23 protein-coding genes are annotated in these 22,827 nt (G+C 73.1%); 21 read left to right on the top strand and 2 right to left on the bottom strand.

Annotation, left to right across the window (positions count from 1 at the left end; translation table 11 throughout):
* Nucleotides 1–42: 42 nt before the first annotated feature.
* From OG207_RS10320 to OG207_RS10250, 16 genes are all read left to right on the top strand, one after another.
* Entirely contained in the window at nt 43–1,785 is a 1,743-nt protein-coding gene (locus OG207_RS10320; protein ID WP_329097907.1) for a hydrogenase maturation protein, read from the top strand.
* A 71-nt stretch (nt 1,786–1,856) separates the two neighbouring features.
* Nucleotides 1,857–2,921 carry a hydrogenase expression protein HypE gene (locus OG207_RS10315; RefSeq protein ID WP_329097905.1) on the top strand — a complete coding sequence of 355 codons (1,065 nt, stop codon included), beginning with the start codon at nt 1,857–1,859 and terminating at the stop codon, nt 2,919–2,921.
* Nucleotides 2,922–2,994: 73 nt separating this feature from the next.
* Entirely contained in the window at nt 2,995–4,779 is a 1,785-nt protein-coding gene (locus tag OG207_RS10310) for a nickel-dependent hydrogenase large subunit (RefSeq protein ID WP_329097903.1), read from the top strand.
* Nucleotides 4,776–5,309, top strand: coding sequence for a hypothetical protein (locus tag OG207_RS10305; RefSeq protein WP_329097901.1), 534 nt, complete (start codon nt 4,776–4,778; stop codon nt 5,307–5,309). The genes OG207_RS10310 and OG207_RS10305 overlap by 4 nt, the downstream gene beginning before the upstream one ends.
* A complete protein-coding gene (locus OG207_RS10300; protein WP_329097899.1) occupies nt 5,306–5,989 on the top strand; it encodes a DUF5947 family protein in 684 nt (227 codons plus the stop codon). The genes OG207_RS10305 and OG207_RS10300 overlap by 4 nt, the downstream gene beginning before the upstream one ends.
* Nucleotides 5,986–6,681 carry a DUF6084 family protein gene (locus tag OG207_RS10295; RefSeq protein ID WP_329097898.1) on the top strand — a complete coding sequence of 232 codons (696 nt, stop codon included), beginning with the start codon at nt 5,986–5,988 and terminating at the stop codon, nt 6,679–6,681. The genes OG207_RS10300 and OG207_RS10295 overlap by 4 nt, the downstream gene beginning before the upstream one ends.
* Complete coding sequence (locus tag OG207_RS10290) at nt 6,678–8,120, top strand: hypothetical protein (protein WP_329097896.1); 1,443 nt, start codon at nt 6,678–6,680, stop codon at nt 8,118–8,120. The genes OG207_RS10295 and OG207_RS10290 overlap by 4 nt, the downstream gene beginning before the upstream one ends.
* Nucleotides 8,117–8,662, top strand: coding sequence for a hydrogenase maturation protease (locus tag OG207_RS10285; protein WP_329097894.1), 546 nt, complete (start codon nt 8,117–8,119; stop codon nt 8,660–8,662). The genes OG207_RS10290 and OG207_RS10285 overlap by 4 nt, the downstream gene beginning before the upstream one ends.
* Nucleotides 8,659–8,763, top strand: a complete 105-nt coding sequence (locus OG207_RS44055) for a DUF6893 family small protein (RefSeq protein WP_402694579.1) — start codon at nt 8,659–8,661, stop codon at nt 8,761–8,763. Before OG207_RS10285 ends, OG207_RS44055 begins: the two co-directional genes overlap by 4 nt.
* Before the next feature lie 182 nt (nt 8,764–8,945).
* Nucleotides 8,946–9,341, top strand: coding sequence for a hydrogenase maturation nickel metallochaperone HypA/HybF (locus tag OG207_RS10280; RefSeq protein WP_329097891.1), 396 nt, complete (start codon nt 8,946–8,948; stop codon nt 9,339–9,341).
* 3 nt (nt 9,342–9,344) lie between these two features.
* Nucleotides 9,345–10,298, top strand: a complete 954-nt coding sequence (gene hypB, locus OG207_RS10275; protein ID WP_329097889.1) for a hydrogenase nickel incorporation protein HypB — start codon at nt 9,345–9,347, stop codon at nt 10,296–10,298.
* Complete coding sequence (gene hypF, locus OG207_RS10270) at nt 10,298–12,622, top strand: carbamoyltransferase HypF (RefSeq protein WP_329097886.1); 2,325 nt, start codon at nt 10,298–10,300, stop codon at nt 12,620–12,622. The genes hypB and hypF overlap by 1 nt, the downstream gene beginning before the upstream one ends.
* A gap of 36 nt (nt 12,623–12,658) precedes the next feature.
* Nucleotides 12,659–13,018, top strand: a complete 360-nt coding sequence (locus OG207_RS10265) for a HypC/HybG/HupF family hydrogenase formation chaperone (RefSeq protein WP_329097884.1) — start codon at nt 12,659–12,661, stop codon at nt 13,016–13,018.
* On the top strand, nt 13,015–14,184 hold the full coding sequence (hypD, locus tag OG207_RS10260; RefSeq protein WP_329097882.1) for a hydrogenase formation protein HypD: 1,170 nt from the start codon (nt 13,015–13,017) through the stop codon (nt 14,182–14,184). The genes OG207_RS10265 and hypD overlap by 4 nt, the downstream gene beginning before the upstream one ends.
* Nucleotides 14,177–15,238, top strand: a complete 1,062-nt coding sequence (gene hypE / locus OG207_RS10255; RefSeq protein WP_329097880.1) for a hydrogenase expression/formation protein HypE — start codon at nt 14,177–14,179, stop codon at nt 15,236–15,238. The genes hypD and hypE overlap by 8 nt, the downstream gene beginning before the upstream one ends.
* 297 nt (nt 15,239–15,535) lie before the next feature.
* A complete protein-coding gene (locus OG207_RS10250) occupies nt 15,536–15,826 on the top strand; it encodes a hypothetical protein (protein ID WP_329097878.1) in 291 nt (96 codons plus the stop codon).
* A 12-nt stretch (nt 15,827–15,838) separates the two neighbouring features.
* On the opposite strand, the gene OG207_RS10245 is transcribed toward OG207_RS10250, so the two are convergent.
* Nucleotides 15,839–17,095, bottom strand: coding sequence for a cation:proton antiporter (locus OG207_RS10245; protein ID WP_329097876.1), 1,257 nt, complete (start codon nt 17,093–17,095; stop codon nt 15,839–15,841).
* Nucleotides 17,096–17,101: 6 nt separating this feature from the next.
* Complete coding sequence (locus OG207_RS10240) at nt 17,102–17,572, bottom strand: cation:proton antiporter regulatory subunit (RefSeq protein WP_329097875.1); 471 nt, start codon at nt 17,570–17,572, stop codon at nt 17,102–17,104.
* Nucleotides 17,573–17,862: 290 nt separating this feature from the next.
* Here OG207_RS10240 and OG207_RS10235 point away from each other — a divergent pair, with 290 nt between their 5' ends.
* The 5 genes from OG207_RS10235 to OG207_RS10215 all read left to right on the top strand — a co-directional run bounded on the left by OG207_RS10235 (nt 17,863) and on the right by OG207_RS10215 (nt 22,785).
* Nucleotides 17,863–18,837, top strand: coding sequence for a sensor histidine kinase (locus OG207_RS10235; RefSeq protein WP_329097873.1), 975 nt, complete (start codon nt 17,863–17,865; stop codon nt 18,835–18,837).
* Nucleotides 18,834–19,499, top strand: coding sequence for a response regulator transcription factor (locus OG207_RS10230; protein ID WP_329097871.1), 666 nt, complete (start codon nt 18,834–18,836; stop codon nt 19,497–19,499). Before OG207_RS10235 ends, OG207_RS10230 begins: the two co-directional genes overlap by 4 nt.
* A gap of 133 nt (nt 19,500–19,632) precedes the next feature.
* Nucleotides 19,633–20,511, top strand: coding sequence for a peptidoglycan DD-metalloendopeptidase family protein (locus OG207_RS10225; protein ID WP_329097870.1), 879 nt, complete (start codon nt 19,633–19,635; stop codon nt 20,509–20,511).
* Nucleotides 20,512–20,593: 82 nt separating this feature from the next.
* Nucleotides 20,594–21,424, top strand: a complete 831-nt coding sequence (locus OG207_RS10220) for an FHA domain-containing protein (RefSeq protein WP_329097868.1) — start codon at nt 20,594–20,596, stop codon at nt 21,422–21,424.
* Nucleotides 21,421–22,785: a serine/threonine-protein kinase gene (locus tag OG207_RS10215; protein WP_329107528.1), complete on the top strand. Its 1,365-nt coding sequence runs from the start codon at nt 21,421–21,423 to the stop codon at nt 22,783–22,785. Before OG207_RS10220 ends, OG207_RS10215 begins: the two co-directional genes overlap by 4 nt.
* Nucleotides 22,786–22,827: the final 42 nt, after the last annotated feature.

Here is a 22,827-nt window from a genome sequence, read left to right as displayed (position 1 = left end):
GCACCGCGCACGCGCGGCTCCGGGCCACCGCTGGGAGATCACGTGTACGTCCTGCTCGTGGCGAGCGCGTTCAACAGCCTCACGCAGCGAGTCCACGCCGAGCTGCGCGACCACGGCCACCACGTGGCGGTCGAACTCGCCCTGCCCGGAGCAGCCCTGGCCGACGCCGTACGCAGCCACCGCCCCGACCTCGTGATCGCCCCGATGCTGCGCACCGCCATCCCCGAGGAGGTCTGGGCCGCCCACACCTGCCTGGTCGTCCACCCGGGTCCGGTCGGCGACCGCGGCCCGTCCTCCCTCGACCGGGCCGTCCGGGGCGGTGAACCCCGATGGGGGGTGACCGTCCTGCAGGCCAATGCGGAGATGGACGCCGGCGACGTCTGGGCGAGCGTTGAGTGCCCCCTGCCGCCGGTCGGCAAGAGCGACCTCTACCGCGGCGAGATCGCCGATGCCGCGCTGGAGGCCGTCCTGCTCGCGGTGGAACGGTTCGCCTCCGGTACGTACGTCCCGCAACCTCAGACGAGCGGCCACGCCCGGCCACTGCTGCGCCAGGAAGACCGCCGGATCGACTGGGAGCACGACACCACCGAGGACGTCCTCGCCGCGCTGCGCGCCGCCGACTCGCAGCCCGGCGTACGCGACGACCTGCTCGGCGGTGAGTGGTACCTGCACGGCGGGCACCGCGAGGAGCACCTGCGCGGCCGCCCCGGCGCGCTGCTGGCCACCCGGGCCGGGGCGCTCTGCCGGGCCACGGCCGACGGGGCCGTTTGGATCCCGGAACTGCGCCCCCGCCGCCTGCCGGGCCGCCCGGCCGCCCCCAAATTGCCCGCCACGCTCGCGCTCGCGGACCGGCTGCCCCGGCTCCCCGAGGTCCCCCCGTCGCCGCCCTGCGGACCCCAGCGGGGCAACTGGTCCGACATCGGCTACCACGAGGAGGGCCAGACCGGATTCCTGACGTTCGCCTTCCCCGGCGGCGCCATGAGCACCACGCACTGCCGCCGCCTGCTGGACGCGTACGGGGCGGCCCTCACCCGCCCCACCACCGTCCTGGTCCTCGGCGGCGGCCGCGACTTCTTCTCCAACGGCATCCACCTCGGCGTCATCGATGCCGCGACCGATCCGGCCGAGGAGTCCTGGGCCAACATCAACGCCATGAACGACCTGGTCGAGGCGGTGCTGACCACCACCGACCGGCTCGTGGTCAGTGCGCTGGGCGGCAACGCCGCCGCCGGCGGTGCCATGCTCGCCCTCGCCGCCGACGAGGTCTGGTGCCGCTCGGGCGTCGTCCTGAACCCGCACTACCGCCTGATGGGCCTGCACGGCTCCGAGTACTGGACGTACACCCTGCCCCGCCGCGTGGGCCCCGCACTCGCGGACCGCCTCACCACCGAGGCCCTGCCGCTGAGCGCCGCCGCCGCCCAGGGGCTCGGACTGGTCGACCGTACGGTCCCCTGCCCGCCCGGGGACTTCGCCCGCGAGACCGAGGGCCTCGCGCTCCGCCTCGCCGCCCTGCCCGCCACCGCCTCCCGGATCGCCGGCAAGAAGGCCGCGCGCGAGCGCGACGAGGCCCGGCGGCCGCTGGCCGACCACCGCCGGGCCGAGCTGGCCCTGATGCGGCGGACCTTCTTCGACCCCGACGCCCCCTACCACGCCCTGCGCCGCGCCTTCGTCCGCAAGGAGCGCCCGGCCGCCACCCCGCTCCACCTGAGCGGGTCGGCCGTCAGGCCGCGCGCCGTCACTGGACTGGCCGCACCTGACGCGGCGCCCGGACCGGACTGCTGTTAGCAAGAAAGGTGTGGGCGAGGCAGGCCGCCTCCCCGCGCCCCTTCCCGATCACCTCCCCGAGGAGCCGTCCCATGGCCACTGCGACTAAGGATGCGAAGGACGCGGTCGAGGACCCGCTGATCCACATCCTCTGGATCAATGCGGGTTTGAGCTGCGACGGCGACTCCGTGTCCCTGACGGCGGCGATGCAGCCGAGCATCGAGGAGATCGTCACCGGCGTGCTGCCCGGTCTGCCGAAGATCGCCGTGCACTGGCCGCTGATCGACTTCGAGTGCGGCCCGGTCGGCGGCGCCGACACGTTCATCGAGTGGTTCTTCAAGGGCGAGCGGGGCGAGATCGATCCCTTCGTCCTGGTGGTCGAGGGGTCGATCCCGAACGAGAAGATCAAGCCCGAGGGCTACTGGTGCGGCTTCGGCGACGACCCCGAGACCGGTCAGCCCATCACCACCAGTGAGTGGATCGACAGGCTCGCCCCCAAGGCCCTCGCCGTCGTGGCCATCGGCACCTGCGCCACGTACGGCGGCATCCACGCCATGGAGGGCAATCCGACGGGTGCCATGGGCGTGCCCGACTACCTGGGTTGGGACTGGACCTCGAAGGCCGGCATCCCGATCGTGTGCGTGCCGGGCTGCCCGATCCAGCCCGACAACTTCTCGGAGACCCTGACCTACCTGCTCTACCAGGCGGCCGGCTCCGCCCCGATGATCCCCCTCGACGACAAGCTGCGCCCGACCTGGCTCTTCGGGGCCACCGTCCACGAGGGCTGCGACCGTGCCGGCTACTACGAGCAGGGCGAGTTCGCCGAGACCTACGACTCCCCGCGCTGCCTGGTCAAACTCGGCTGCTGGGGCCCCGTCGTCAAGTGCAACGTCCCCAAGCGCGGCTGGATGAACGGCATCGGCGGCTGCCCCAACGTCGGCGGCATCTGCATCGCCTGCACGATGCCCGGCTTCCCCGACAAGTTCATGCCGTTCATGGACGAACCCCCCGGCGCCAAGGTCTCCACGAAGGCGAGCAGCGCGTACGGCGCGCTGATCCGCCGGCTCCGGTCGGTGACCGCCCACACCGTGGACGAGGAACCGAAGTGGAGGCAGACCGGCCGCAGCCTGACCACGGGCTACCGCCCGCCCTGGTGACGGCTCCCGGGATCCCGCGGAAACACCCCCCAACTCCAGCTCTCCGCACCGAAGAAGGGTCACGGCAGAAACGATGACACCGCAGACGAAGGCGGCCGCAGACGGCAGCGGCTTGGTGGAGATGGCCTGGGATCCGATCACCCGGATCGTGGGCAGTCTCGGCATCCACACGAAGATCGACTTTAAGCAGAAGCGGGTCGCGGAGTGCTACAGCACCTCGTCGGTCTTCCGCGGCTACAGCGTCTTCATGCGCGGCAAGGACCCCCGCGACGCGCACTTCATCACCAGCCGCATCTGCGGCATCTGCGGTGACAACCACGCCACCTGCTCGGTGTACGCGCAGAACATGGCCTACGGGGTGAAGCCGCCCCACCTCGCCGAGTGGATCATCAACCTGGGCGAGTCCGCGGAGTACATGTTCGACCACAACATCTTCCAGGAGAACCTGGTCGGGGTCGACTACTGCGAGAAGATGGTCCGCGAGACCAACCCGGGCGTCCTGGAGCTCGCCGAGCGCACCCCGGCCCCGCACGCCGGCGAGCACGGCTACAAGACCATCGCCGACATCATGCGCTCCCTCAACCCCATCGAGGGCGAGTTCTACCGCGAGGCGCTCCAGGTCTCCCGCTACACGCGTGAGATGTTCTGCCTGATGGAGGGCCGCCACGTGCACCCCTCCACCCTCTACCCGGGCGGCGTCGGCACCATCGCCTCCGTCCAGCTCTTCACGGACTACATGAGCCGCCTCATGCGGTACTGCGAGTTCATGAAGAAGGTCGTCCCCCTCCACGACGACCTGTTCGACTTCTTCTACGAGGCCCTGCCCGGCTACGAGGAGGTCGGTCGCCGCCGCGTCCTGCTCGGCTGCTGGGGCGCCCTCAACGACCCCGAGTACTGCGACTTCACGTACGCCAACATGACCGACTGGGGACGGAAGATGTTCGTCACCCCGGGCGTGGTGGTGGACGGCAAGCTGGTCACCAACGACCTCACCGAGATCAACCTCGGCATCCGCATCCTGCTCGGCAGCTCGTACTACGACGACTGGCAGGGACAGGAGCAGTTCGTCACCCACGACCCGCTCGGCAATCCGGTCGACCCGCGCCACCCGTGGAACCAGCACACCATCCCGGCCCCGCAGAAGCGCAACTTCGACGACAAGTACAGCTGGGTCATGTCCCCCCGCTGGTTCGACGGCAAGGACCACCTGGCCCTGGACACCGGCGGCGGCCCCATCGCCCGCCTGTGGTCCACCGCCCTGTCGGGCCTGGTCCACACCGACTACGTGCAGGCCACCGGCAACAGCGTCGTGATCACCCTGCCGCGCACGATGACCAAGCCCGAGACCCGCTTCGAGTGGAAGATCCCGAAGTGGAGCAACGCGCTGGAACGCAACCGCGCGCGCACCTACTTCCAGGCCTACGCGGCCGCCATCGCCCTGCACTGCGCCGAGAAGGGCCTCGCCGAGGTCCGTGCCGGGCGCACCCAGACCTGGGAGAAGTTCGAGGTCCCGGACGAAGGGTTGGGCGTCGGCTTCACCGAGGCCGTGCGGGGCGTGCTCTCGCACCACATGGTGATCCGCGACGGGAAGATCGCCAACTACCACCCCTACCCGCCGACCCCGTGGAACGCCAGCACCCGCGACACCTTCGGCACGCCCGGCCCCTACGAGGACGCCGTGCAGAACACCCCGATCTTCGAGGAGAACGCCCCGGAGAACTTCAAGGGCATCGACATCATGCGCGCGGTCCGCAGCTTCGACCCCTGTCTGCCCTGCGGAGTCCACATGTACGTGGGCGGCGGCAAAACGGTCAAGACGATGCACGTGCCCACCGGCCTGAGCGGACTGGGCGGATGAGCGCCACGATCGACGGCGTCCAGGCCGGGCGCCGGGTCGAGGAGGTCCTCGACCGGCTCGCCGCCACCGGCGACCGGGCGGCGTGCGCGGCGGCGGAAGAACTGGTGCGCGTCCTCATGGACTTCTACGGCGCCGGGCTCGCCCGGATCGTCGAGAAGGTCGGGGAGGGCCCGCTCGAGGCCGCCTACGACGACGAACTCGTGGCGAGCCTGCTCTCCCTGCACGGCCTGCACCCCGAGGACGTGCACACCCGCATCGCCCGCGCCCTGGCCGCCCACGGCGAACCGGTGGAACTCCTCGGCTTCGACGCGGACACCGGTGTCCTACGGCTGCGCCCCGCCGCGGCCCCCACCGGCTGCGGCTGCGGCTCGGGCTCCGGCAGCCACGGCGACGCCGGGCGGACCCTCGAGGACACCCTGGCCTGCTTCGCCCCCGAGGTGACGAGCGTGGAGCGGGAGCCGGCCGCGGCCCCCGCCCCCGCCCTCCTGCAGATCGGCACCCGGCCCCCGAGCCCGGCGCGGGTGCCGTGAGCGGGCCCGGTCTCCTCCACGACGGCCCGCGCGCCCCGCGCGGGCTGCGCCGGTTCGCGGGCCCGCGCCCGCCCCGGCCCGAGACCTGCGAACTGTGCGGGGTCGCCGTGTCCCCGGACGGCCACCGCCACCTGGTGCAGACCGAACAGCGCGCGCTGATCTGCGCGTGCACCGCCTGCGCCCTGCTGTTCGACCGGCCCGGAGCGGGCACCGGACGCCTACGGGCCGTACCGGACCGCTACCTCACCGACCCCGACCACCGGCTCGACGACGGCGCGTGGGAACTCCTCCAGATCCCGGTCGGCGTCGCGTTCTTCTTCCGCAACGCCGCCCTCGACCGGCTGGTCGCCCTCTACCCGAGTCCGGCCGGGGCCACCGAGAGCGAACTCGACCCCGAGACCTGGCAGACCGTGCTCGGCAGCGGCCGGCTGGCCGCGCTCCTCGAACCCGACGTCGAGGCGCTGCTGCTGCGCCGCACGCAGGACCGCACCGACTGCTACCTGGTGCCGATCGACATCTGCTACGAGCTGGTGGGGCGGATGCGGCTGCTGTGGCAGGGCTTCGACGGCGGGGCGGAGGCCCGGGCCGCCCTGAAGACCTTCTTCGAGCAGGTCGAACGACGGGCCAGGGCCCTGCCCCGGACGGCGGACGAGGACGAGGGCGAGGACGGGATCCGATGACGGAATTCGCCTTCACCTGTACCGGGGTGCGCGCCGACGCGTACGCCGCCGGTCCCACCCTCGTCTTCCGGCTGCGGATCACCGCGGCCGGGGGCGCCCGGGTGCACGCCATCGCCCTGCGCTGCCAGATCCGCATCGAACCGGCCCGGCGCGGCTACGGCCCCGCCGAGGCGGAAGGGCTCGCGGACCTGTTCGGCGAACGCTCCCGGTGGGGCAACACCCTCCAGCCCCTGCAGTTCGCGCAGGTCTCCGTCATGGTGCCGAGCTTCACCGGGGAGACCGAGACCGATCTGGTCGTGCCCTGCACCTACGACATGGACATCGCCGCCACCCGGTACTTCGAAGCCCTGACGGACGGCGAGGTACCGCTGCTGATGCTGTTCTCCGGCACCGCCTTCACCGGTGACGCCGGCTTCCGCGTCGAGCCGGTGCCCTGGGACCGCGAAGCCGCGTACCGGATGCCCGTGGCCGTGTGGCGCGAAATGATCGAACAGCACTTCCCCGGCTGCGGCTGGCTGCGGCTGCCCCGCGACACCATGGACGAGCTGCTCGCCTTCCGCTCCCGCCACGCCCTCGCCTCGTGGGAGGCGACCGTACGGGCCCTGCTCGACGCGGCCGCCCCGCCGCAACCGCCCGGGCCCGTCCGGCTGGGCGCCCTTCTGCCGCGCCTCACCGAGAGGGCGGCCCCGTGACCACGACGACCACCCCCGACTCCCGCTTCGCGGTCGCCCGGCAGGTGGCCGACGCGGTCCTGCTGGAGGGGTACGTGCTCTACCCGTACCGGGCCTCGGCCGCGAAGAACCGGCTGCGCTGGCAGTTCGGCGTCCTCGTGCCCCCGGCCTGGGGCCGCGCGCACGAGGAGCACGTCCTCCAGCAGACCGAGATCCTGATGGAACCGCGCGGCGCGGCCACGCTCGCCCTGGAGCTGCGCTTCCTGCACGCGCAGCGGCGTACGGTCCAACGGGCCACGGACGGCGGCGGCTTCACGGAGGTCGCCGAACTGCACATGGCCGACCGGGTCCTCGTGCCTTGGGACGAGGGCGCCGAGGAACGGGTCGAGGTGAGCGTCCCCGTTGCCGAACTGTTGGGCGATGACGGCGTCACCTTCCCCTTCCGCCGCCCCGCCCGCGTCGACCCCGAGCCCGTCCTCGATGCCGACGGGCGCACGGTGGGCCGCCTGGTGCGCCGCACCGAGGAGATCGAGGGGGTACTGCGGGTGCACGCCACCGAACTCCCCGGCGCCTACCGCGTGCTCCGGCTCCGGGCCGTGGTGGAGAACACCAGCCCGTGGACCCCGCCCGGTGGGTCGGGACCCGCGGACCGCGCGGCCGCCCTGCCCCGCTCGCTGGTCGCCGCCCACCTGCTGCTGGGCCTGGACCGCGGATCGTTCCTGTCCATGACCGACCCGCCCGAATGGGCCAGGCAGGCGGTGGCCGCCTGCGAGAACCGCCACACCTGGCCGGTGCTCGCGGGCGAACCGGGCCGCGCCGACGTGGTCCTGTCCTCCCCGATCATCCTGGAGGACCACCCGGCCATCGCCCCCGAGAGCGCGGGCGCCATGTACGACGCCCTCGAGATCGACGAGATCCTCGCCCTGCGCACGGCCGCCCTGACCGAGCAGGAGAAGCGCGAGGCCCGCGGCACCGATCCGCGGGCGGCCGCCGTGATCGACCTCGCCGACTCGATGCCCCCCGAGGTGCTGGAGCGGCTGCACGGCGCGGTGCGCGCCCTGCGGGAGGTCATTGGCCCGGAGCAGCCGCCACTGCTCACCGAACTCCCCGAACTCCCCGAACTCACTTCCGAAGAGGCGGTGTTCCGGCCCGACACCCCCTGGTGGGACCCGGCCCGGGCGGACCCCGCGGACCCGGCCCGTGACCGGATCGCCGTCGACGGCGCCCCGGTGGGCCCCGGCAGCCGCGTCCTGCTCCGCCCCGGACTGCGCCGCACCGACGCCCAGGACCTGTTCCTGCAGGGTCGTACCGCGCTGGTCGAGGCCGTCCTGCACGACGTCGACGGGGGAGTGCACCTCGCTGTCACCGTGGAGGACGACCCGGGCGCGGACATCCGGCGGGAACAGGGCAGGTTCCTCTACTTCCAGCCCGACGAGGTCACCCCCCTGGAGGACGCGTGAACGAGCGGGTCCTGATCGCGGGCATCGGCAACGTCTTCCTCGGCGACGACGGCTTCGGAGTCGAGACCGTCCGGGCGCTGGCCGAGCACCCCCTGCCCGACGGGGTCGAGGTGGTGGACTTCGGCGTGCGCGGCGTCCACCTCGCCTACCAGCTCCTCGACGGCTACGACACGCTCCTGCTGGTCGACGCCACCGCACGCGGTGGCGAGCCGGGCACCCTCTACCTGATCGAGGCCGACGACGGAGCGGGCGCCGGCCCGGCCGGCGCCCCGGCACCGCCGCCCGTCCTCGACGGCCACCACATGTCCCCCGACGCCGTCCTCGCGCTGCTGGACACCCTGTGCGCCGGGACCGGAGCCACCCCACCGCGGCGCACGCTGGTGCTCGGCTGCGAACCGGCCGGCACCGAGGAGGGCATCGGACTGAGCGCACCCGTGGCCGCCGCCGTACCGGAGGCCGTACGCACGGCCCTGGACCTGATCCACGGCCGGACCCACGACGAAACCGACCGGCCCGGCCGCGAACTGAGGAGAACACCGTGAAGAAGGTCTTCGTCGTCGGGGCCGCGGCCGCCGCCGCCACCGCCGTCCTGCTGCAGATCCTCCCCGACCTCCGGCGCTACCTGCGCATGCGCCGGATGTGACACCACCCCGGGAGGCCCCGAGGCAGCCATGGGAGCGGCCATGGGAGCGCCCCGGGGCCGGCCCCGGGCACGGGTCGATACCCGCGCGCCCGAATGGCGTACGGGGCGCACCGCGCACCGGCGTGCCCGACCGCACGGACTCCGTCCCGCCGGTTCAATGAGCCCCGGCAGGACGGAGTCCGATGCACGAGATGTCGATCGCCATGGCCGTCGTGGGCCAGGTGGAAGAGGCGGCCCGGTCGGGCGGCGCACAGGCCGTCACCTCCGTACGGCTGCGGGTCGGTGAGCTGGCGGGGGTGGTCCCCGACGCCCTGGCCTTCTGTTTCGAACTGGCCTGCGCCGGAACGGTCCTCGAAGGCGCCGAACTCGTCACGGAGCCGGTGACGGCCCGCGCCCGCTGCGGCTCCTGCCCCGGCACCTGGGCGGTGGGCATGCCCCCCGAACTGTGCTGCCCCGGATGCGGCAGGGCCACCGAAGTGGAACTGCTCTCGGGCCGTGAGCTGGAGATCCTCAGCGTGCACTGGGAAGACGGCTCCGCCGGTGCACCCACCCGCGAACCGATTTCCGAGGAGGCCTGAACCATGTGTCGAATGGTCGATCTGCGGCAGGCGGTGCTCGCCAAGAACGACGCCACCGCCCAGGTCCTGCGCACCGAACTCACCGCCCGCGGCACGACGGTGGTCAACCTGCTCTCCAGCCCCGGCAGCGGCAAGACGGCGCTGCTGGAGCGCGAACTGCTCCTCGCGCGGGAGCGGGGCGTACCCGTGGCCGCGTTGACGGCCGACCTGGCCACCGAGAACGACGCGCTGCGGCTGGCCCGTTCGGGCGTACCGGTCAAGCAGGTCCTCACCGACGGGCTCTGCCACCTGGAGGCCGCGATGCTCGGCCGGCACCTGGACGGCTGGCTCCCCGAGGACACCCGGCTGCTCTTCGTGGAGAACGTGGGCAACCTGGTCTGCCCGGCCGGCTACGACCTGGGGGAATCGCTGCGGGTGGTGCTCGCCTCGGTGACCGAGGGCGAGGACAAGCCGCTGAAGTATCCGACCGCCTTCGGACTGGCCCAACTGGTGGTGGTCACCAAGACCGACATCGCGCGGGCCGTCGAGTTCGACGAGGCCGCCTTCCGCGCCAACGTCGAGCAGGTCAATCCCGGTGTGGAGGTGGTGCTCACCTCGGCGCGCGCGGGTGCGGGCCTGGGCGTCCTGCTCGACCGGGCGCTGGCCGCCGGGGCGGGCACCGGGACGCACACACCGGTGATGGCCCGTCAGCAGCAGGCGCACGAACACGGCCACGGCAACGAACACGGCCACGGCCACGAGCACGGCTACGTCCAGGGCCATGCTCACGAGCCCGGTCACGACCACGACCACGAGCACGACGCGGACCTTGACCACGAGCACGAGCACGACCACGACGCGGACCTTGACCACGAGCACGAGCACGACCACGACGCGGACCACGACCACGACCACGACCACGGTCACGGTCATGACCACGATCACCCGCACGTCCACACGGTCGCGCAGACCCGCTGATGGAGGCGGTGCAGCGGCGCCGGGTCACGGTCCGGGGCGTGGTCCAGGGCGTCGGCTTCCGGCCCTACGTCTACACCCGTGCGACCGGACTGGGCCTGGCCGGGCACGTCACCAACACCCCCGAGGGCGTCGTCGCGGAGGTCGAGGGCGCCCCGGCGGCGGTGTCGCGGTTCTGCGAACGGCTCGCGGCGGACGCACCCCCGCTGGCCGTCGTCGACGCCGTCGAGCACCGGGAGGTCCCCGTCGCGGGCGGCACCGGATTCACCATCATCGCCTCCCGGACCGGCGGCCCCGCCCGCACGCTGGTCTCCCCGGACGTGGCCACCTGCACCGACTGCCTCGCCGAACTGGCCGACCCGGCCGACCGGCGCCACCGGCACCCCTTCATCACCTGCACCCATTGCGGGCCGCGGTTCACCATCGTCACCGGGCTGCCGTACGACCGCACCCACACCACGATGGCCCCGTTCCCCATGTGTCCCGACTGCGCCCGCGAGTACGGGGACCCGGCCGACCGCCGCTTCCACGCCCAGCCGGTCGCCTGCCCGTCCTGCGGTCCCCGCCTCAGGCTGCTCACGGGGCGGCCGCCCCGCGAGCGCGCCGGCGCCGACCCGGTGGCCGGGGCCCGGCGGCTCCTGGTGGCCGGGGCGATCCTCGCTGTCAAGGGCCTGGGCGGCTACCACCTGGCCTGCGACGCCACCGACGCGGGCGCGGTGGCCGAGCTGCGCCGGCGCAAGGCGCGCGGGGACAAGCCCTTCGCCCTGATGGCCTGCGACCTCGCAGACGTCGAACGGTTCGCACACATCGGCCCGGAGGAACGCGCCCTCCTCACCGGCGGCGTACGGCCCATCGTGCTGCTCCGCCGGCGTGCCGGTGCGGGCGGCCCGGACGGGGTCGCCCCCGGCGCTCCCGACCTCGGCGTGATGCTCCCGTACACCCCCGTCCACCACCTGCTGCTCGGCCTGCCCGGGGATCCCCCGGGCCCCCGGCTGCTCGTCATGACCAGCGGGAACCTCGCGGGGGAGCCCATCGTCACCGACGACGACGAGGCCCTGGAACGGCTCGCCGACCTCGCCGACGGATGGCTCACGCACGACCGCCCCATCCACGTGCCGTGCGATGACTCCGTGGTGCGGGTGTGCGACGGGGAGACGCTGACCGTACGCCGCTCGCGCGGATACGCCCCGCTCCCGTTGACCCTGCCGGTGCCCGTCCCCGCGAGCCTCGCCGCGGGCGGGGACCTGAAGAACACCTTCTGCCTCGGCGAAGGGCGCCGGGCCTGGCTGTCCGCCCACATCGGCGACATGGACGACCTCGCCACCCAGTACGCCCTCGAAGGCGCCGAGCGGCAGCTGGAGTCCATCACCGGCGTCGCCCCCGTGCTCCTCGCCGCCGACCGGCACCCCGGCTACCGCTCCACCCGGTGGGCGGAGCGCGCCGCGGGCACCCGGCCGCTCGTCCGCGTCCAGCACCACCACGCGCACATCGCCTCCGCCCTGGCGGAACACGGCCGGGGCGCCGGCCGCCCGGTCATCGGGGTCGCCTTCGACGGCACCGGCTACGGCGACGACGGCGCCGTGTGGGGCGGCGAGGTCCTCCTCGCCGACTACGCCGGGTTCACCCGGTTCGCCCACCTCGCCTACGTGCCGCTGCCGGGCGGCGACGCGGCCGTGCACCGCCCGTACCGCATGGCGCTGTCCCATCTGCGGGCCGCGGGCATCGACCGGACCCCGGATCTGCCCTGCACGGCCGCTTGCCCGCCGGAAGAATTCGCGGTGCTGGAGCGCCAGTTGGAGCGGGGCCTGAACTGCGTCCCGACCTCCAGCATGGGCCGCCTCTTCGACGCCGTCTCCTCCCTCGCCGGCATCTGCCACCTGGCCGGCTACGAGGCGCAGGCCGCCATCGAGCTGGAGGGCGCGGCCCTGGGCGCGGGCGGAGCCGATCCCGGACCCGGCTACGCCTTCGGCCTGCACGAGGCGCCGGGCCCCGACGGCGGGCCGGTCACCGCCGATCCGGCGCCCGTGCTGGCCGCCGTGGTGGCCGACGTCCGCGCCGGCACGGACCCGGCGCTGATCGCGGCCCGCTTCCACACCGGTGTCGCCGCCCTCGTCGCCACGCTCTGCGCGCTCGCGCGCGAGCGGCACGGCCTGGACACCGTCGCCCTGACCGGCGGGGTCTTCGCCAACACCCTGCTGTCCTCGGCGTGCGCCCGGCGCCTCGGCTCCGCCGGATTCACCGTCCTGCGGCACGGCCGGGTCCCCCCGAACGACGGCGGGCTGGCCCTCGGCCAGCTCATGGTGGCCGCCGCGCACCACACCCCCTGACACGCCCCCTGACACACACACAGCAAGGAGAAGCCCATGTGCTTGGCGGTGCCCGGCAGAGTGCTCGACATCGGGGAGAAGGACGGCACCCGCATGGCCACCGTCGACTTCGGCGGTGTGCAGAAGGAGGTGTGCCTGGAGTACCTACCGGACCTCCAGGTGGGCGAGTACGCCATCGTCCACGTGGGCTTCGCCCTCCAGCGCCTCGACGAGGAGTCGGCCAAGCAGACCCTCGAACTCTTCGCGCAACTCGGGATGCTGCAGGAGGAGTTCGGCGACCCGTGGGAGCAGGCCGCCGCGGCCGGCGGCGACCCCTGGCCCTTCGCCCACGATCCCGACCTCGAACCCGGACCCGCGCCCGCCCTCGCCGCACCGCAGGAGGAAGTCCAGCCGTGAAGTACATCGAGGAGTTCCAGGACCCGGCCCTCGCCCGCCGGCTGCTGGACGACATCCACGCCACCGTGACCCGCCCCTGGGCCCTGATGGAGGTGTGCGGCGGTCAGACCCACACCATCATCCGGCACGGGATCGATCAACTGCTGCCGGAACAAGTGGAGTTGATTCACGGACCGGGCTGTCCGGTGTGCGTCACCCCGTTGGAGGTCATCGACAAGGCGTTGGAGATCGCCTCCCGCCCCGATGTGATCTTCTGTTCCTTCGGGGACATGCTCCGGGTGCCCGGGACCGGCCGCGACCTGTTCCAGGTGCGCAGCGAGGGAGGCGACGTACGCGTCGTCTACTCCCCGCTCGACGCCCTGCGGATCGCCCAGGAGAACCCGAAGCACCAGGTGGTCTTCTTCGGCATCGGCTTCGAGACCACGGCGCCGCCCAACGCCATGACCGTCCACCAGGCGAAGAAGCTGGACATCCCCAACTTCAGCCTGCTGGTCTCCCACGTCCGGGTGCCCCCGGCGATCGAGGCGATCATGCAGTCGCCGAGCTGCCGGGTCCAGGGCTTCCTCGCCGCCGGACACGTGTGCAGCGTGATGGGCGTGCGCGAGTACCCCGAATTGGCCGCGCGCCACCGGGTGCCGATCGTGGTGACGGGCTTCGAACCGCTGGACATCCTGGAGGGCGTACGACGGGCCGTACGGCAGCTGGAGCGCGGCGAGCACACCGTCGACAACGCCTACGCGCGCGCCGTGCGCCCCGAGGGCAACCCGGCCGCCCTCGCCATGCTGGAGGACGTCTTCGAGGTCACCGACCGGGCCTGGCGGGGCATCGGAGTGATCCCCGACAGCGGCTGGCGGCTGTCGGAGCGCTACCGGGACTTCGATGCCGAACACCGCTTCTCGGTCACCGGCATCAACACCCGTGAACCGGCCGAGTGCCGCAGCGGCGAGGTGCTCCAGGGGCTGCTGAAACCGCACGAGTGCGAGGCCTTCGGCACGCTGTGCACCCCGCGCAGCCCGCTCGGCGCCACCATGGTCTCCAGCGAGGGCGCCTGCGCCGCGTACTACCTCTACCGGCGGCTGGAGCTGGGAACCGTGCCCGCTGCCAAGACGGCCGCGACCGCCCCGACCGCTGCGAGCGCCCCGCTGGAGGCGAGCCCCGTTGTCTGACACCGCACTCGACATCACCGGCTGGACCTGCCCGGCCCCGCTGCGCGACCGCCCCCGCGTGGTGATGGGCCACGGCGGCGGGGGCGCACTCTCCGCCGAGCTGGTCCAGCACCTCTTCGCCCCGGCCTTCGGCGGTGACGTGCTCGCCCAGCTCGGGGACTCCGCGGCGCTCTCCCTGGGCGGGGTCCGGCTGGCCTTCTCCACCGACTCCTACGTGGTGCGGCCGCTGTTCTTCCCCGGCGGCTCCATCGGCGACCTCGCGGTCAACGGCACGGTCAACGACCTGGCCATGAGCGGAGCCGAAGCGGCGTACCTGTCCTGCGGGTTCATCCTGGAGGAGGGCGTCGAGATGCCGGTGGTGGCGCGCGTGGCCGAGGCCATGGGCGCGGCCGCGCGCGCCGCGGGCGTGGAGGTCGCGACCGGCGACACCAAGGTCGTGGAAGCGGGCCACGGGGACGGTATCTACATCAACACCGCGGGCATCGGCGTCATCCCCGACGGGGTGGACCTGCGCCCGCAGCGCGTCGTCCCCGGAGACGTCGTCATCGTCAGCGGTGAGATCGGGCTCCACGGCGTGGCGATCATGAGCGTCCGGGAGGGACTCGAGTTCGGCGTGGACGTCCAGAGCGACTGCGCGGCCCTGGGCGGACTCGTCCGGAGCATGCTCGAGGTCGCCCCGGACCTCCACGTCCTGCGCGACCCCACCCGGGGCGGCCTGGCGGCCTCCCTGAACGAGATCGCGGCCGCTTCGGGCACCGGTGTCGTGATCCACGAGGGCCGCGTCCCGGTCCCCGCGGCTGTCGCGAACGCCTGCGCGATCCTCGGGCTCGACCCGCTCTACGTGGCCAACGAGGGCAAGTTGGTCGCCTTCGTGCCCCGCGAGCACGCCGACGCCGTCCTCGACGCCATGCGCGCCCATCCGCTGGGCCGCCGCGCGACGGTGATCGGTGAGGCCGTCGACGCCCACCCGGGCCTGGTCGTGGCCCGCACCGCCCTCGGCGGCACCCGCGTGGTCGACCTGCCCATCGGGGAGCAGCTGCCGCGCATCTGCTGACCGGTGCGGAAGATGGGTGCCGGCCCCGATGTGCGGTGGCGGTGGGCCGGGCGATGCTGGGGGTGTCCGCATGGTCCCTGCCCGGCCACCGCCGGGAGGCGCCGCGGGCCGCGGAGCCCCGTACGCCCGCCGGCCTGCCGGCCGCGGGGTCCGGGGCGCGTGACCGCCCGCGACGGACGCCGCGCGGCACGCCCGCACGGCGGCGCCGCAGCTTCGCGGCACGCCCGCCTCCCGGACCGGTGAACATCCCTGCGTCCCAGGTGCGTCGACGAGGAGCGGACCGAAAGGAGCGGGGCCATGCCGCGATCCGACGGAGCGAGGACCACCCGTCCCGGATCCCCGGCCGGGTACCGGTGTCCGCCACCCGCCCGGGGCCGCGGCGCGCGACGCCCGCGCCGACCCCGTGCACACCGCAGGGCCGGCGCCTGGCTGGCCGTCGTCCTGGGGGTCTGGTGCACCGTGGCCGGGGCCACCCTGCCCAACGGCCTGGTGTTCGCGGCCGGGCTGGTCGTGGCCGCGCTGGCGGTGAACCGCTTCGGCGCGGAGCCCCGTACGGCCCGCAGGGCGAAGCCGATGGCCCCGCCCTGACCGCCGGGTCGTTTACGGCCGCCCGGCGGGATCCTGGTCGGGAGCCGGCTCCGCGACGGCCTCCGGGGACCGTGCGGGAGAGGGTACGGCCGCGAGCAGCGGGGTCTTCACGGTGCGCCGCCCCCGGAACCGGGCGGCCAGCGGCTCGGTGTAGCGGGCGGTGAGCGGACCGATCACCACGAGGATCAGCACGTAGGCGGTGGCCAGCGGCCCGAGGGCCGGTTCGATGCCGGCGGTGACGGCGAGACCGGCGATGACGATCGAGAACTCCCCGCGGGCAACGAGGGTTCCGCCGGCCCGCCAGCGGCCCTTGACCCCGACCCCGGCGCGCTTCGCGGCCCAGTACCCGGTGGCGATCTTCGTGCCGGCGGTGACCAGGGCGAGCGCGAGCGCCGGCAGCAGTACGGGCGGGATGCTGGCCGGGTCGGTGTGCAGGCCGAAGAAGACGAAGAACACCGCCGCGAACAGGTCCCGGAGCGGGCTGAGCAGGGTGTGCGTACCCTCGGCCACCTCACCGGACAGGGCGATGCCGACCAGGAACGCTCCGACCGCGGCCGACACCTGTAGCTGCTGGGCGATGCCCGCGACCAGCAGGGTCAGGCCCAGAACGACGAGGAGCAGCTTCTCCGGGTCGTCGCTGGAGACGAACCGGGAGATGAGCCGGCCGTAGCGGACGGCGACGAACAGCACCGCGCCCGCCACGCCGAGCGCGATCGCCAGGGTCAGGCTGCCCGCCGCGAGACCGACCCCGGCCAGCAGCGCGGTGATGATCGGCAGGTAGACGGCCATGGCCAGGTCTTCCAGCACCAGGACGCTGAGGATGACCGGGGTCTCGCGGTTGCCGAGCCGCCCGAGGTCCCCCATCACCTTGGCGATGACGCCCGAGGACGAGATCCAGGTGACCCCCGCCAGGACCACGGCGGCCACCGGACCCCAGCCCATGAGCAGCGCGGCGACCGCGCCGGGTACGGCGTTGAGGGTGAAGTCGACCAGCCCGGCCGGGTACTGGGTCTTGAGGTTGGAGACGAGGTCGGTGGCCGTGTACTCCAGCCCCAGCATCAGCAGCAGCAAGATGACGCCGATCTCGGCGCCGATCGCCACGAACTCCTCGCTCGCGCCCATGGGCAGCAGCCCGCCCGTGCCGAAGGCGAGACCGGCCAGCAGGTACAGGGGGATCGGGGAGAAGCGGAAGCGCCCGGCGAGCCTGCCCAGCAGACCCAGGCCCAGGATGATCGCACCGAACTCGATCAGGAAGAGAGCAGAGTGCACAGGCGATCACTCCCGTCCGAGTATGGAGGCGGCCGCGTCGACGCCCTCGCGGGTGCCGATCACGATGAGCGTGTCCCCGCCGGCGAGGCGGAAGTCGGGAGCGGGGGAGGGGCGGGCCTCGGCCCGCCGCAGGACCGCCACGATCGAGACGCCGGTCTCCGTCCGCATCCGGGTCTCGCCCAGCAGCCGGCCGTTCCAGTACGAGTGCGCGGACAGCTCGATGCGCTCGGCGACCAGCCCGAGGTCGGTCGTGTGCAGGAGGTTGGGGCTGTGGTGCGCGGGCATCAGGGCGTCGATCAGCGAGGTGGCCTCGGCCCCGGACAGGTGCAGCGACTGGGCGCACGCGTCAGGATCGTCCGCGCGGTAGAGGTTCACCGTACGGGTGCCGTCGCGGTGCGCGATCACCGACAGGTGGCGCCGCTCGCGGGTGGTGAGGTCGTACTGGACCCCGATGCCGGGCAGTGGCGTGGCGCTCATCCGTGGAGCAGGCACAGCTCTGTCCCCCCTTGCTTCGTGTTCGACGGTGGTGCGGCGCAGCTCGGGCGGACGGCAGGATCCGGCTGCTGCGCGGGCTCATGGTGCCACCTCGCACAGGGGGCGGCATATGGGTGTCAGCACGGATGGACAAGAGCCCCGGCGGACGACAGGGTGAAGCGGGGACACCGGTCCCACCGCAGGTCACCGCAGGTGCGGGAGCGTATCGGCGGGGATAGTGGAAGCAAACGATCCGCCGGAGCGGCGGATCCCGGAACGAGCGAGGGACGCCCGTGTCGCTGTACTGGCGGATCTTCCTGCTCAACGCGGCCGTCCTCGTCACCGCCGTCCTGCTGCTGTTCGGCCCGGTCACCGTCTCCACCCCGGTCCTCTTCGGCGAGGCCGTGGTGCTGCTCGCCGGCCTGGCCGCCATGCTGATCGCCAACGCCGCCCTGCTCCGGATCGGTCTGGCACCGCTCGGCAGGCTGACCCGCGCCATGAGCGCGGTCGACCTGCTGCGCCCAGGCGGCCGGGTCCGGGTGGAGGGCCCTGCCGAAGTGGCCGAGCTGACCACCTCCTTCAACGCCATGCTGGGCCGGCTGGAGGCCGAACGGGCCGGCAGCAGCGCCCGCGCCCTCTCCGCGCAGGAAGCCGAACGGCGGCGCATCGCCCAGGAACTCCACGACGAGGTCGGCCAGACCCTCACCGCGGTCCTGCTCCAGCTCAAGCACGCTGCCGACCGCGCCCCGGCCCCCTTGCGGGAGGAGCTGCGCCAGGTGCAGGAGACGACCCGCACCAGCCTGGACGAGATCCGCCGCATCGCCCGCAGGCTGCGGCCGGGGGTCCTGGAGGAACTCGGGCTGCACAGTGCCGTGCGCGCGCTGACGGCCGAGTTCACCAGCGGGTCGCTGACCGTGCGGCACGTCATCGGCCCCCGGGTGCCCCCGCTGGACGAAGCGGCCGAACTCGTCGTCTACCGGGTAGCCCAGGAGGCCCTGACCAACGCCGCCCGGCACGCGGGCGCGAGGGAGGTCGAGGTGCACCTGTCGGCCCGGCCCGGCGGAGCGGTCCGCCTGCTGGTGCGGGACGACGGCCGGGGCATCGGCCCCGCCGGTGAGGGCGCGGGGATCCAGGGCATGCGGGAACGGGCCCTGCTGATCGGTGCGGACCTCGCCATCGGGAGCGGCCCGCAGGGCGGCACCGACGTACGGCTGGACGTACCCGCCGTCACCACCGCCGCCGCCGCGACCACGGAGGGAAACCCTTGACCACCCCGGAACGTACGCCGACCCGCGTCCTGCTTGCCGACGACCACGCCCTCGTACGGCGCGGGGTCCGGCTCATCCTCGACGCCGAGCCGGATCTGACGGTGGTCGCCGAGGCCGGGGACGGCGCGGAGGCCGTCGCCCTGGCCCGTACCGGGGAGGTGGACCTCGCCGTCCTCGACGTGGCCATGCCCCGGATGACCGGACTGCAGGCCGCACGGGAACTCTCCCGGCTGCGGCCGGAGCTGCGCATCCTCATCCTGACCATGTACGACAACGAGCAGTACTTCTTCGAGGCGCTCAAGGCCGGGGCGGCCGGATACGTCCCCAAGTCGGTCGCCGACCGCGATCTGGTCGAGGCCTGCCGGGCGGCGATCCGGGACGAGCCCTTCATCTATCCCGGGGCCGAGACCACCCTCATCCGCAACTACCTGGACCGGGCCCGCCAGGGCGATCCGCTGCCCGCCCGGGCGATCACCGAGCGCGAGGAGGAGATCCTCAAGCTCGTCGCGGAAGGCCACTCCTCGAAGGAGATCGGCGACCTTCTCGTCATCAGCGCCAAGACCGTGGAGCGCCACCGGGCCAACCTGCTGCAGAAGCTGGGGATGCGCGACCGGCTGGAGCTGACCCGGTACGCGATCCGGGTCGGGCTCATCGAGCCGTAGGGAAGGTCGCCCGCCCCCCACCCTCGTAGCTACGAGGTGGTGCCGTCCGGGCACCGTCCCCCAGCATGGCGCGGGAGACCGCCCGTCCGGGCGCCGTCCACGGGGGCCGGGAGGGGAAGACGTGCTGCGCCATATGAGCAGGCTGCGAGCGGCGGTGTTGATGTGCCTGGCGGGGCTGGTGCTGGCGGGTGCGCCCGCGCCCGCCTCCGCGTCCATTGCCCCCGCCCCCGCCCGTGTCCCTTCCCCTGCCCCTGCCGCTGCTGCGGGGAAGCCGCTGTTCCAGCTGCCCTTCCCGTGCGGGCTGAACACCTGGGGTCACAACCCGGCGCTGGACATCGTGGTGGAGGGCAACACCGGCTCCGACGGGCTGCCCGTCCTGCCGTCCGCTGCCGGCACGGTGGCCGCCACGTACTGGACCAACGGTTCGGGCAACACCATCCAGATCAACCACGGCAACGGCTGGTTCACGGCGTACTACCACCTCAAGGACGACCCGGCGACCTACGTCAAGAAGGGCGACGCCGTCCAGCCGTCCACCCGGATCGGCCGGATCGGTACCTCGGGCGCCTCCACCTGGTCCCACCTGCACTACGAGCAGCGCTACCTGGCTTCGGGCGACTTCACCGACGAGAGCCACCGCGTCCCGGTCCACTTCGACGGGGTCGAGTACACGGGCGACGCGAAGGAATGGCCCACCGTCACCAGCCGCAACTGCGCCGGCACGCCGCCCCCCGCCTGGCAGGACTGCCCGCTCGGCTACGTCTGCTTCTACTCGGGGGTGGAGGGCACGGGCACCGTCTGCCGCTCCGCCGTCGACGAGCCCCGGAGCACGTGCGGGATGCGCAGGTCCTTCTTCAACAACGGCACGCCGCAGCCGGGTTACGACCACGTGCAGGTGTACTTCCGGGAGGGAGGCAGCGCCTGTCTGCACCGCGGCTGGGACGAGGGGCGCGGAAACCTCCCCGCCGGGGGCCGGACCATCGAGCGCTTCCAGTGGCGAGGAGAGTGCTGAAGGGCCGAAGACGAGCCATCGTTGTAGGAACGATTGATTCCGCTGGCTAACCTTCCCCTGCACCTTCGGGGAAGGATCCAGCGTGAACAGCATCATCGTCGTTCCGGGGCCCACCATGTCCCCGGCCGCACAGATCCGCCTGGCACCGGGGCAGACCCTCCGGTTCGGCCGTGAACCCCTTCGCCGCACCGGCACCGGCACCCGCACCGGAATCGGCATTGGCACCGGCACCGGAATCGGCGGCAGCAGCTTCGGACCGCACGCCCTGTACGTCCCGCACGCCGGCGTCTCCCGTTCGGCGGGGGAGATCACCGCCACGGCCACGTACTGGTCGCTCAGCAACTTCTCCCGCTCCGCGACGTACGTGGTCGAGAACCCCGAGGGCGCCGGCGAACACATCAAGATCGCCCCCGGCCGCCTCGACGCACCGGTCCCGTTCGAATTCGCCCGGCTCGTCCTGCCCGCCGGCTCCCAACTGCTCACCCTGGACGTCTGGGCACCGCGCCACGACTACGCCGACCGCGACGACCCCGGCGGGGCCGACGGGGAGCCCGAAGGGGAGCCGACCGCACTCCCCTTCCCGCTCGACCGCTCCAGCCGGTACTTCCTGGTCCTCACCGCGCTCTGCGAGCCGAGGCTGCGCGGCGCACCGCACGCGCCCCTGCCCACCGTCGAGCAGGTGGTCGACCGGCTGAAACCGTCCTGGCCCGCGGCCAACCGCGCCGCCGTGCAGTGGAACATCGACTACCTCGCGGTCAAACTGCGCCTCAAGCCCGGCCCCGAGACGGTGGATCCCGGGCCGCGACTGGTCGGCAAGAAGGAGACCCTGGTCTCGCTGGCCCTGCGCTTCGACCTCGTCCGCGAGAGCGACCTGGCGGCCCTGCCGGCCGCCCCGACCGGTACCGCCCGCTGACCGGGAGGGCCGGGCCCCTCGGCGCCCTCCGGGTCCCGGCCGGCTACCGCATCGGCCCCTGGGTCGTCGGGCAACTGCTGGGAGCCGGTGCCTTCGGCAGCGTCTACGCGGCCCTGCGCGCCGTACCCGAGCCCGGCCTGCCCGGCCGGGCCGCGCTCAAGGTCCTGGCGACCGGAACCCGCACCCCGCGCCAGCTCCGGCACCTGGTCGAGCTCGCCGAGCGCGAGACCGAGGTACTGCGCCGGGTGCGCACGCCCCGGCTGATCCGGCTGTACGAGGTGCTCACGGTCGACGACCCCGGCCGGCCCGAACTCGACGGCGCCACCGTCCTCGTCCTGGAGCAGGCACAGGGCTCCCTGGACACTCTGCTGGTCGACGGAGTTCCACGGTCCGGGCCCGCCCTGCTCGCCCAGGTCTGCGAAGGACTCGACCAACTGCACCGGGCGGGCTGGGTGCACGGCGACCTCAAGCCGGGCAACGTCCTGCTGATGGCCGACGGCACGGCACGGCTGGGCGACTTCAACATGGCCGCGGAGCTGGAGGGCACCCACGCCTACTCACCGGCCTTCGCGACGCCCGACTACACCCCACCTGACCTGCTCTGGTCGGAGGTCGGCGAACGCGGTACGAAGATCCGCCCGACGGCCGACATCTGGGCCTTCGGCGTACTGGCCCACGTCGTCCTGACCGGCGCCCTACCGCTGCCCGGCGGCACCCCCGCCGCCCGCCGGGACTCCGCACTGCGCTACGCAAGGGGCGAGGAGGAGCTGCGACTGTCGCCGGAACTCCCGGAGCACTGGCGGGACATCGTCCACGACTGCCTGGCCCGAAGGCACGAGGACCGGGCCCCGCACACCGCCGCGTCGCTACTGGGCCGGGTGGCGGCGGCGGTCGCCGCCCCGCCCGCCCCGCCGGCCCCGCCCCTTCCGGTACCGCGTCGGCGGCGCCGCGCGCTGATCGCGGTCGGCGCGGCGGTGCTCGCCGCCGGCCTGGGCGCCGTCTGGGGCTCCGGGCTCTTCCACCTCGGCGACTCCGCCGGGGTGTTGGGGTACGACCGGTGCTGGCGCGGGGCGGTCTGCTTCTTCTCGGAGGAGGACGGTCGGGGCGAGATGTGCTCCTGGGTCGACGGCAGCGCCGACTGGATCGACGGCCCGGCCCCCTGTCCCTGGACGGCCCGCAGCGCACCCCGCTCGGTCTTCAACAACGGGTTCGACCTCACGGAGGGCGCGACCAAGGTCGACGTCGTCTACTACGGCCAGCCGGCCCAACAGGAGCCGCTGGGCTGCGTGAAGGTGCGCACGAGAGCCAACGTGAGCAGCACGACCCCGCCGCGCTCGCACGCCTGGGTGCCGAACTGCTGAGGGCCACCAGGCCACGGCGGACCCACCTCCCCGCCGCCCGAC

This window comes from Streptomyces sp. NBC_01439 (assembly GCF_036227605.1).
Taxonomy (GTDB): Bacteria; Actinomycetota; Actinomycetes; order Streptomycetales; family Streptomycetaceae; genus Streptomyces.
Note: the sequence above shows the minus strand (reverse complement) of the source record. Positions and strands in the feature narration are given on the sequence as shown.

Coding starts and splice junctions, on each gene's coding strand:
- OG207_RS10315 (WP_329097905.1), top strand. CDS start 1,857: ATGGCCACTGCGACTAAGGATGCGAAGGACGCGGTCGAGGACCCGCTG.
- OG207_RS10310 (WP_329097903.1), top strand. CDS start 2,995: ATGACACCGCAGACGAAGGCGGCCGCAGACGGCAGCGGCTTGGTGGAG.
- OG207_RS10305 (WP_329097901.1), top strand. CDS start 4,776: ATGAGCGCCACGATCGACGGCGTCCAGGCCGGGCGCCGGGTCGAGGAG.
- OG207_RS10295 (WP_329097898.1), top strand. CDS start 5,986: ATGACGGAATTCGCCTTCACCTGTACCGGGGTGCGCGCCGACGCGTAC.
- OG207_RS10280 (WP_329097891.1), top strand. CDS start 8,946: ATGCACGAGATGTCGATCGCCATGGCCGTCGTGGGCCAGGTGGAAGAG.
- hypB (WP_329097889.1), top strand. CDS start 9,345: ATGTGTCGAATGGTCGATCTGCGGCAGGCGGTGCTCGCCAAGAACGAC.
- hypF (WP_329097886.1), top strand. CDS start 10,298: ATGGAGGCGGTGCAGCGGCGCCGGGTCACGGTCCGGGGCGTGGTCCAG.
- OG207_RS10265 (WP_329097884.1), top strand. CDS start 12,659: ATGTGCTTGGCGGTGCCCGGCAGAGTGCTCGACATCGGGGAGAAGGAC.
- OG207_RS10250 (WP_329097878.1), top strand. CDS start 15,536: ATGCCGCGATCCGACGGAGCGAGGACCACCCGTCCCGGATCCCCGGCC.
- OG207_RS10240 (WP_329097875.1), bottom strand. CDS start 17,572: ATGAGCGCCACGCCACTGCCCGGCATCGGGGTCCAGTACGACCTCACC.
- OG207_RS10225 (WP_329097870.1), top strand. CDS start 19,633: ATGAGCAGGCTGCGAGCGGCGGTGTTGATGTGCCTGGCGGGGCTGGTG.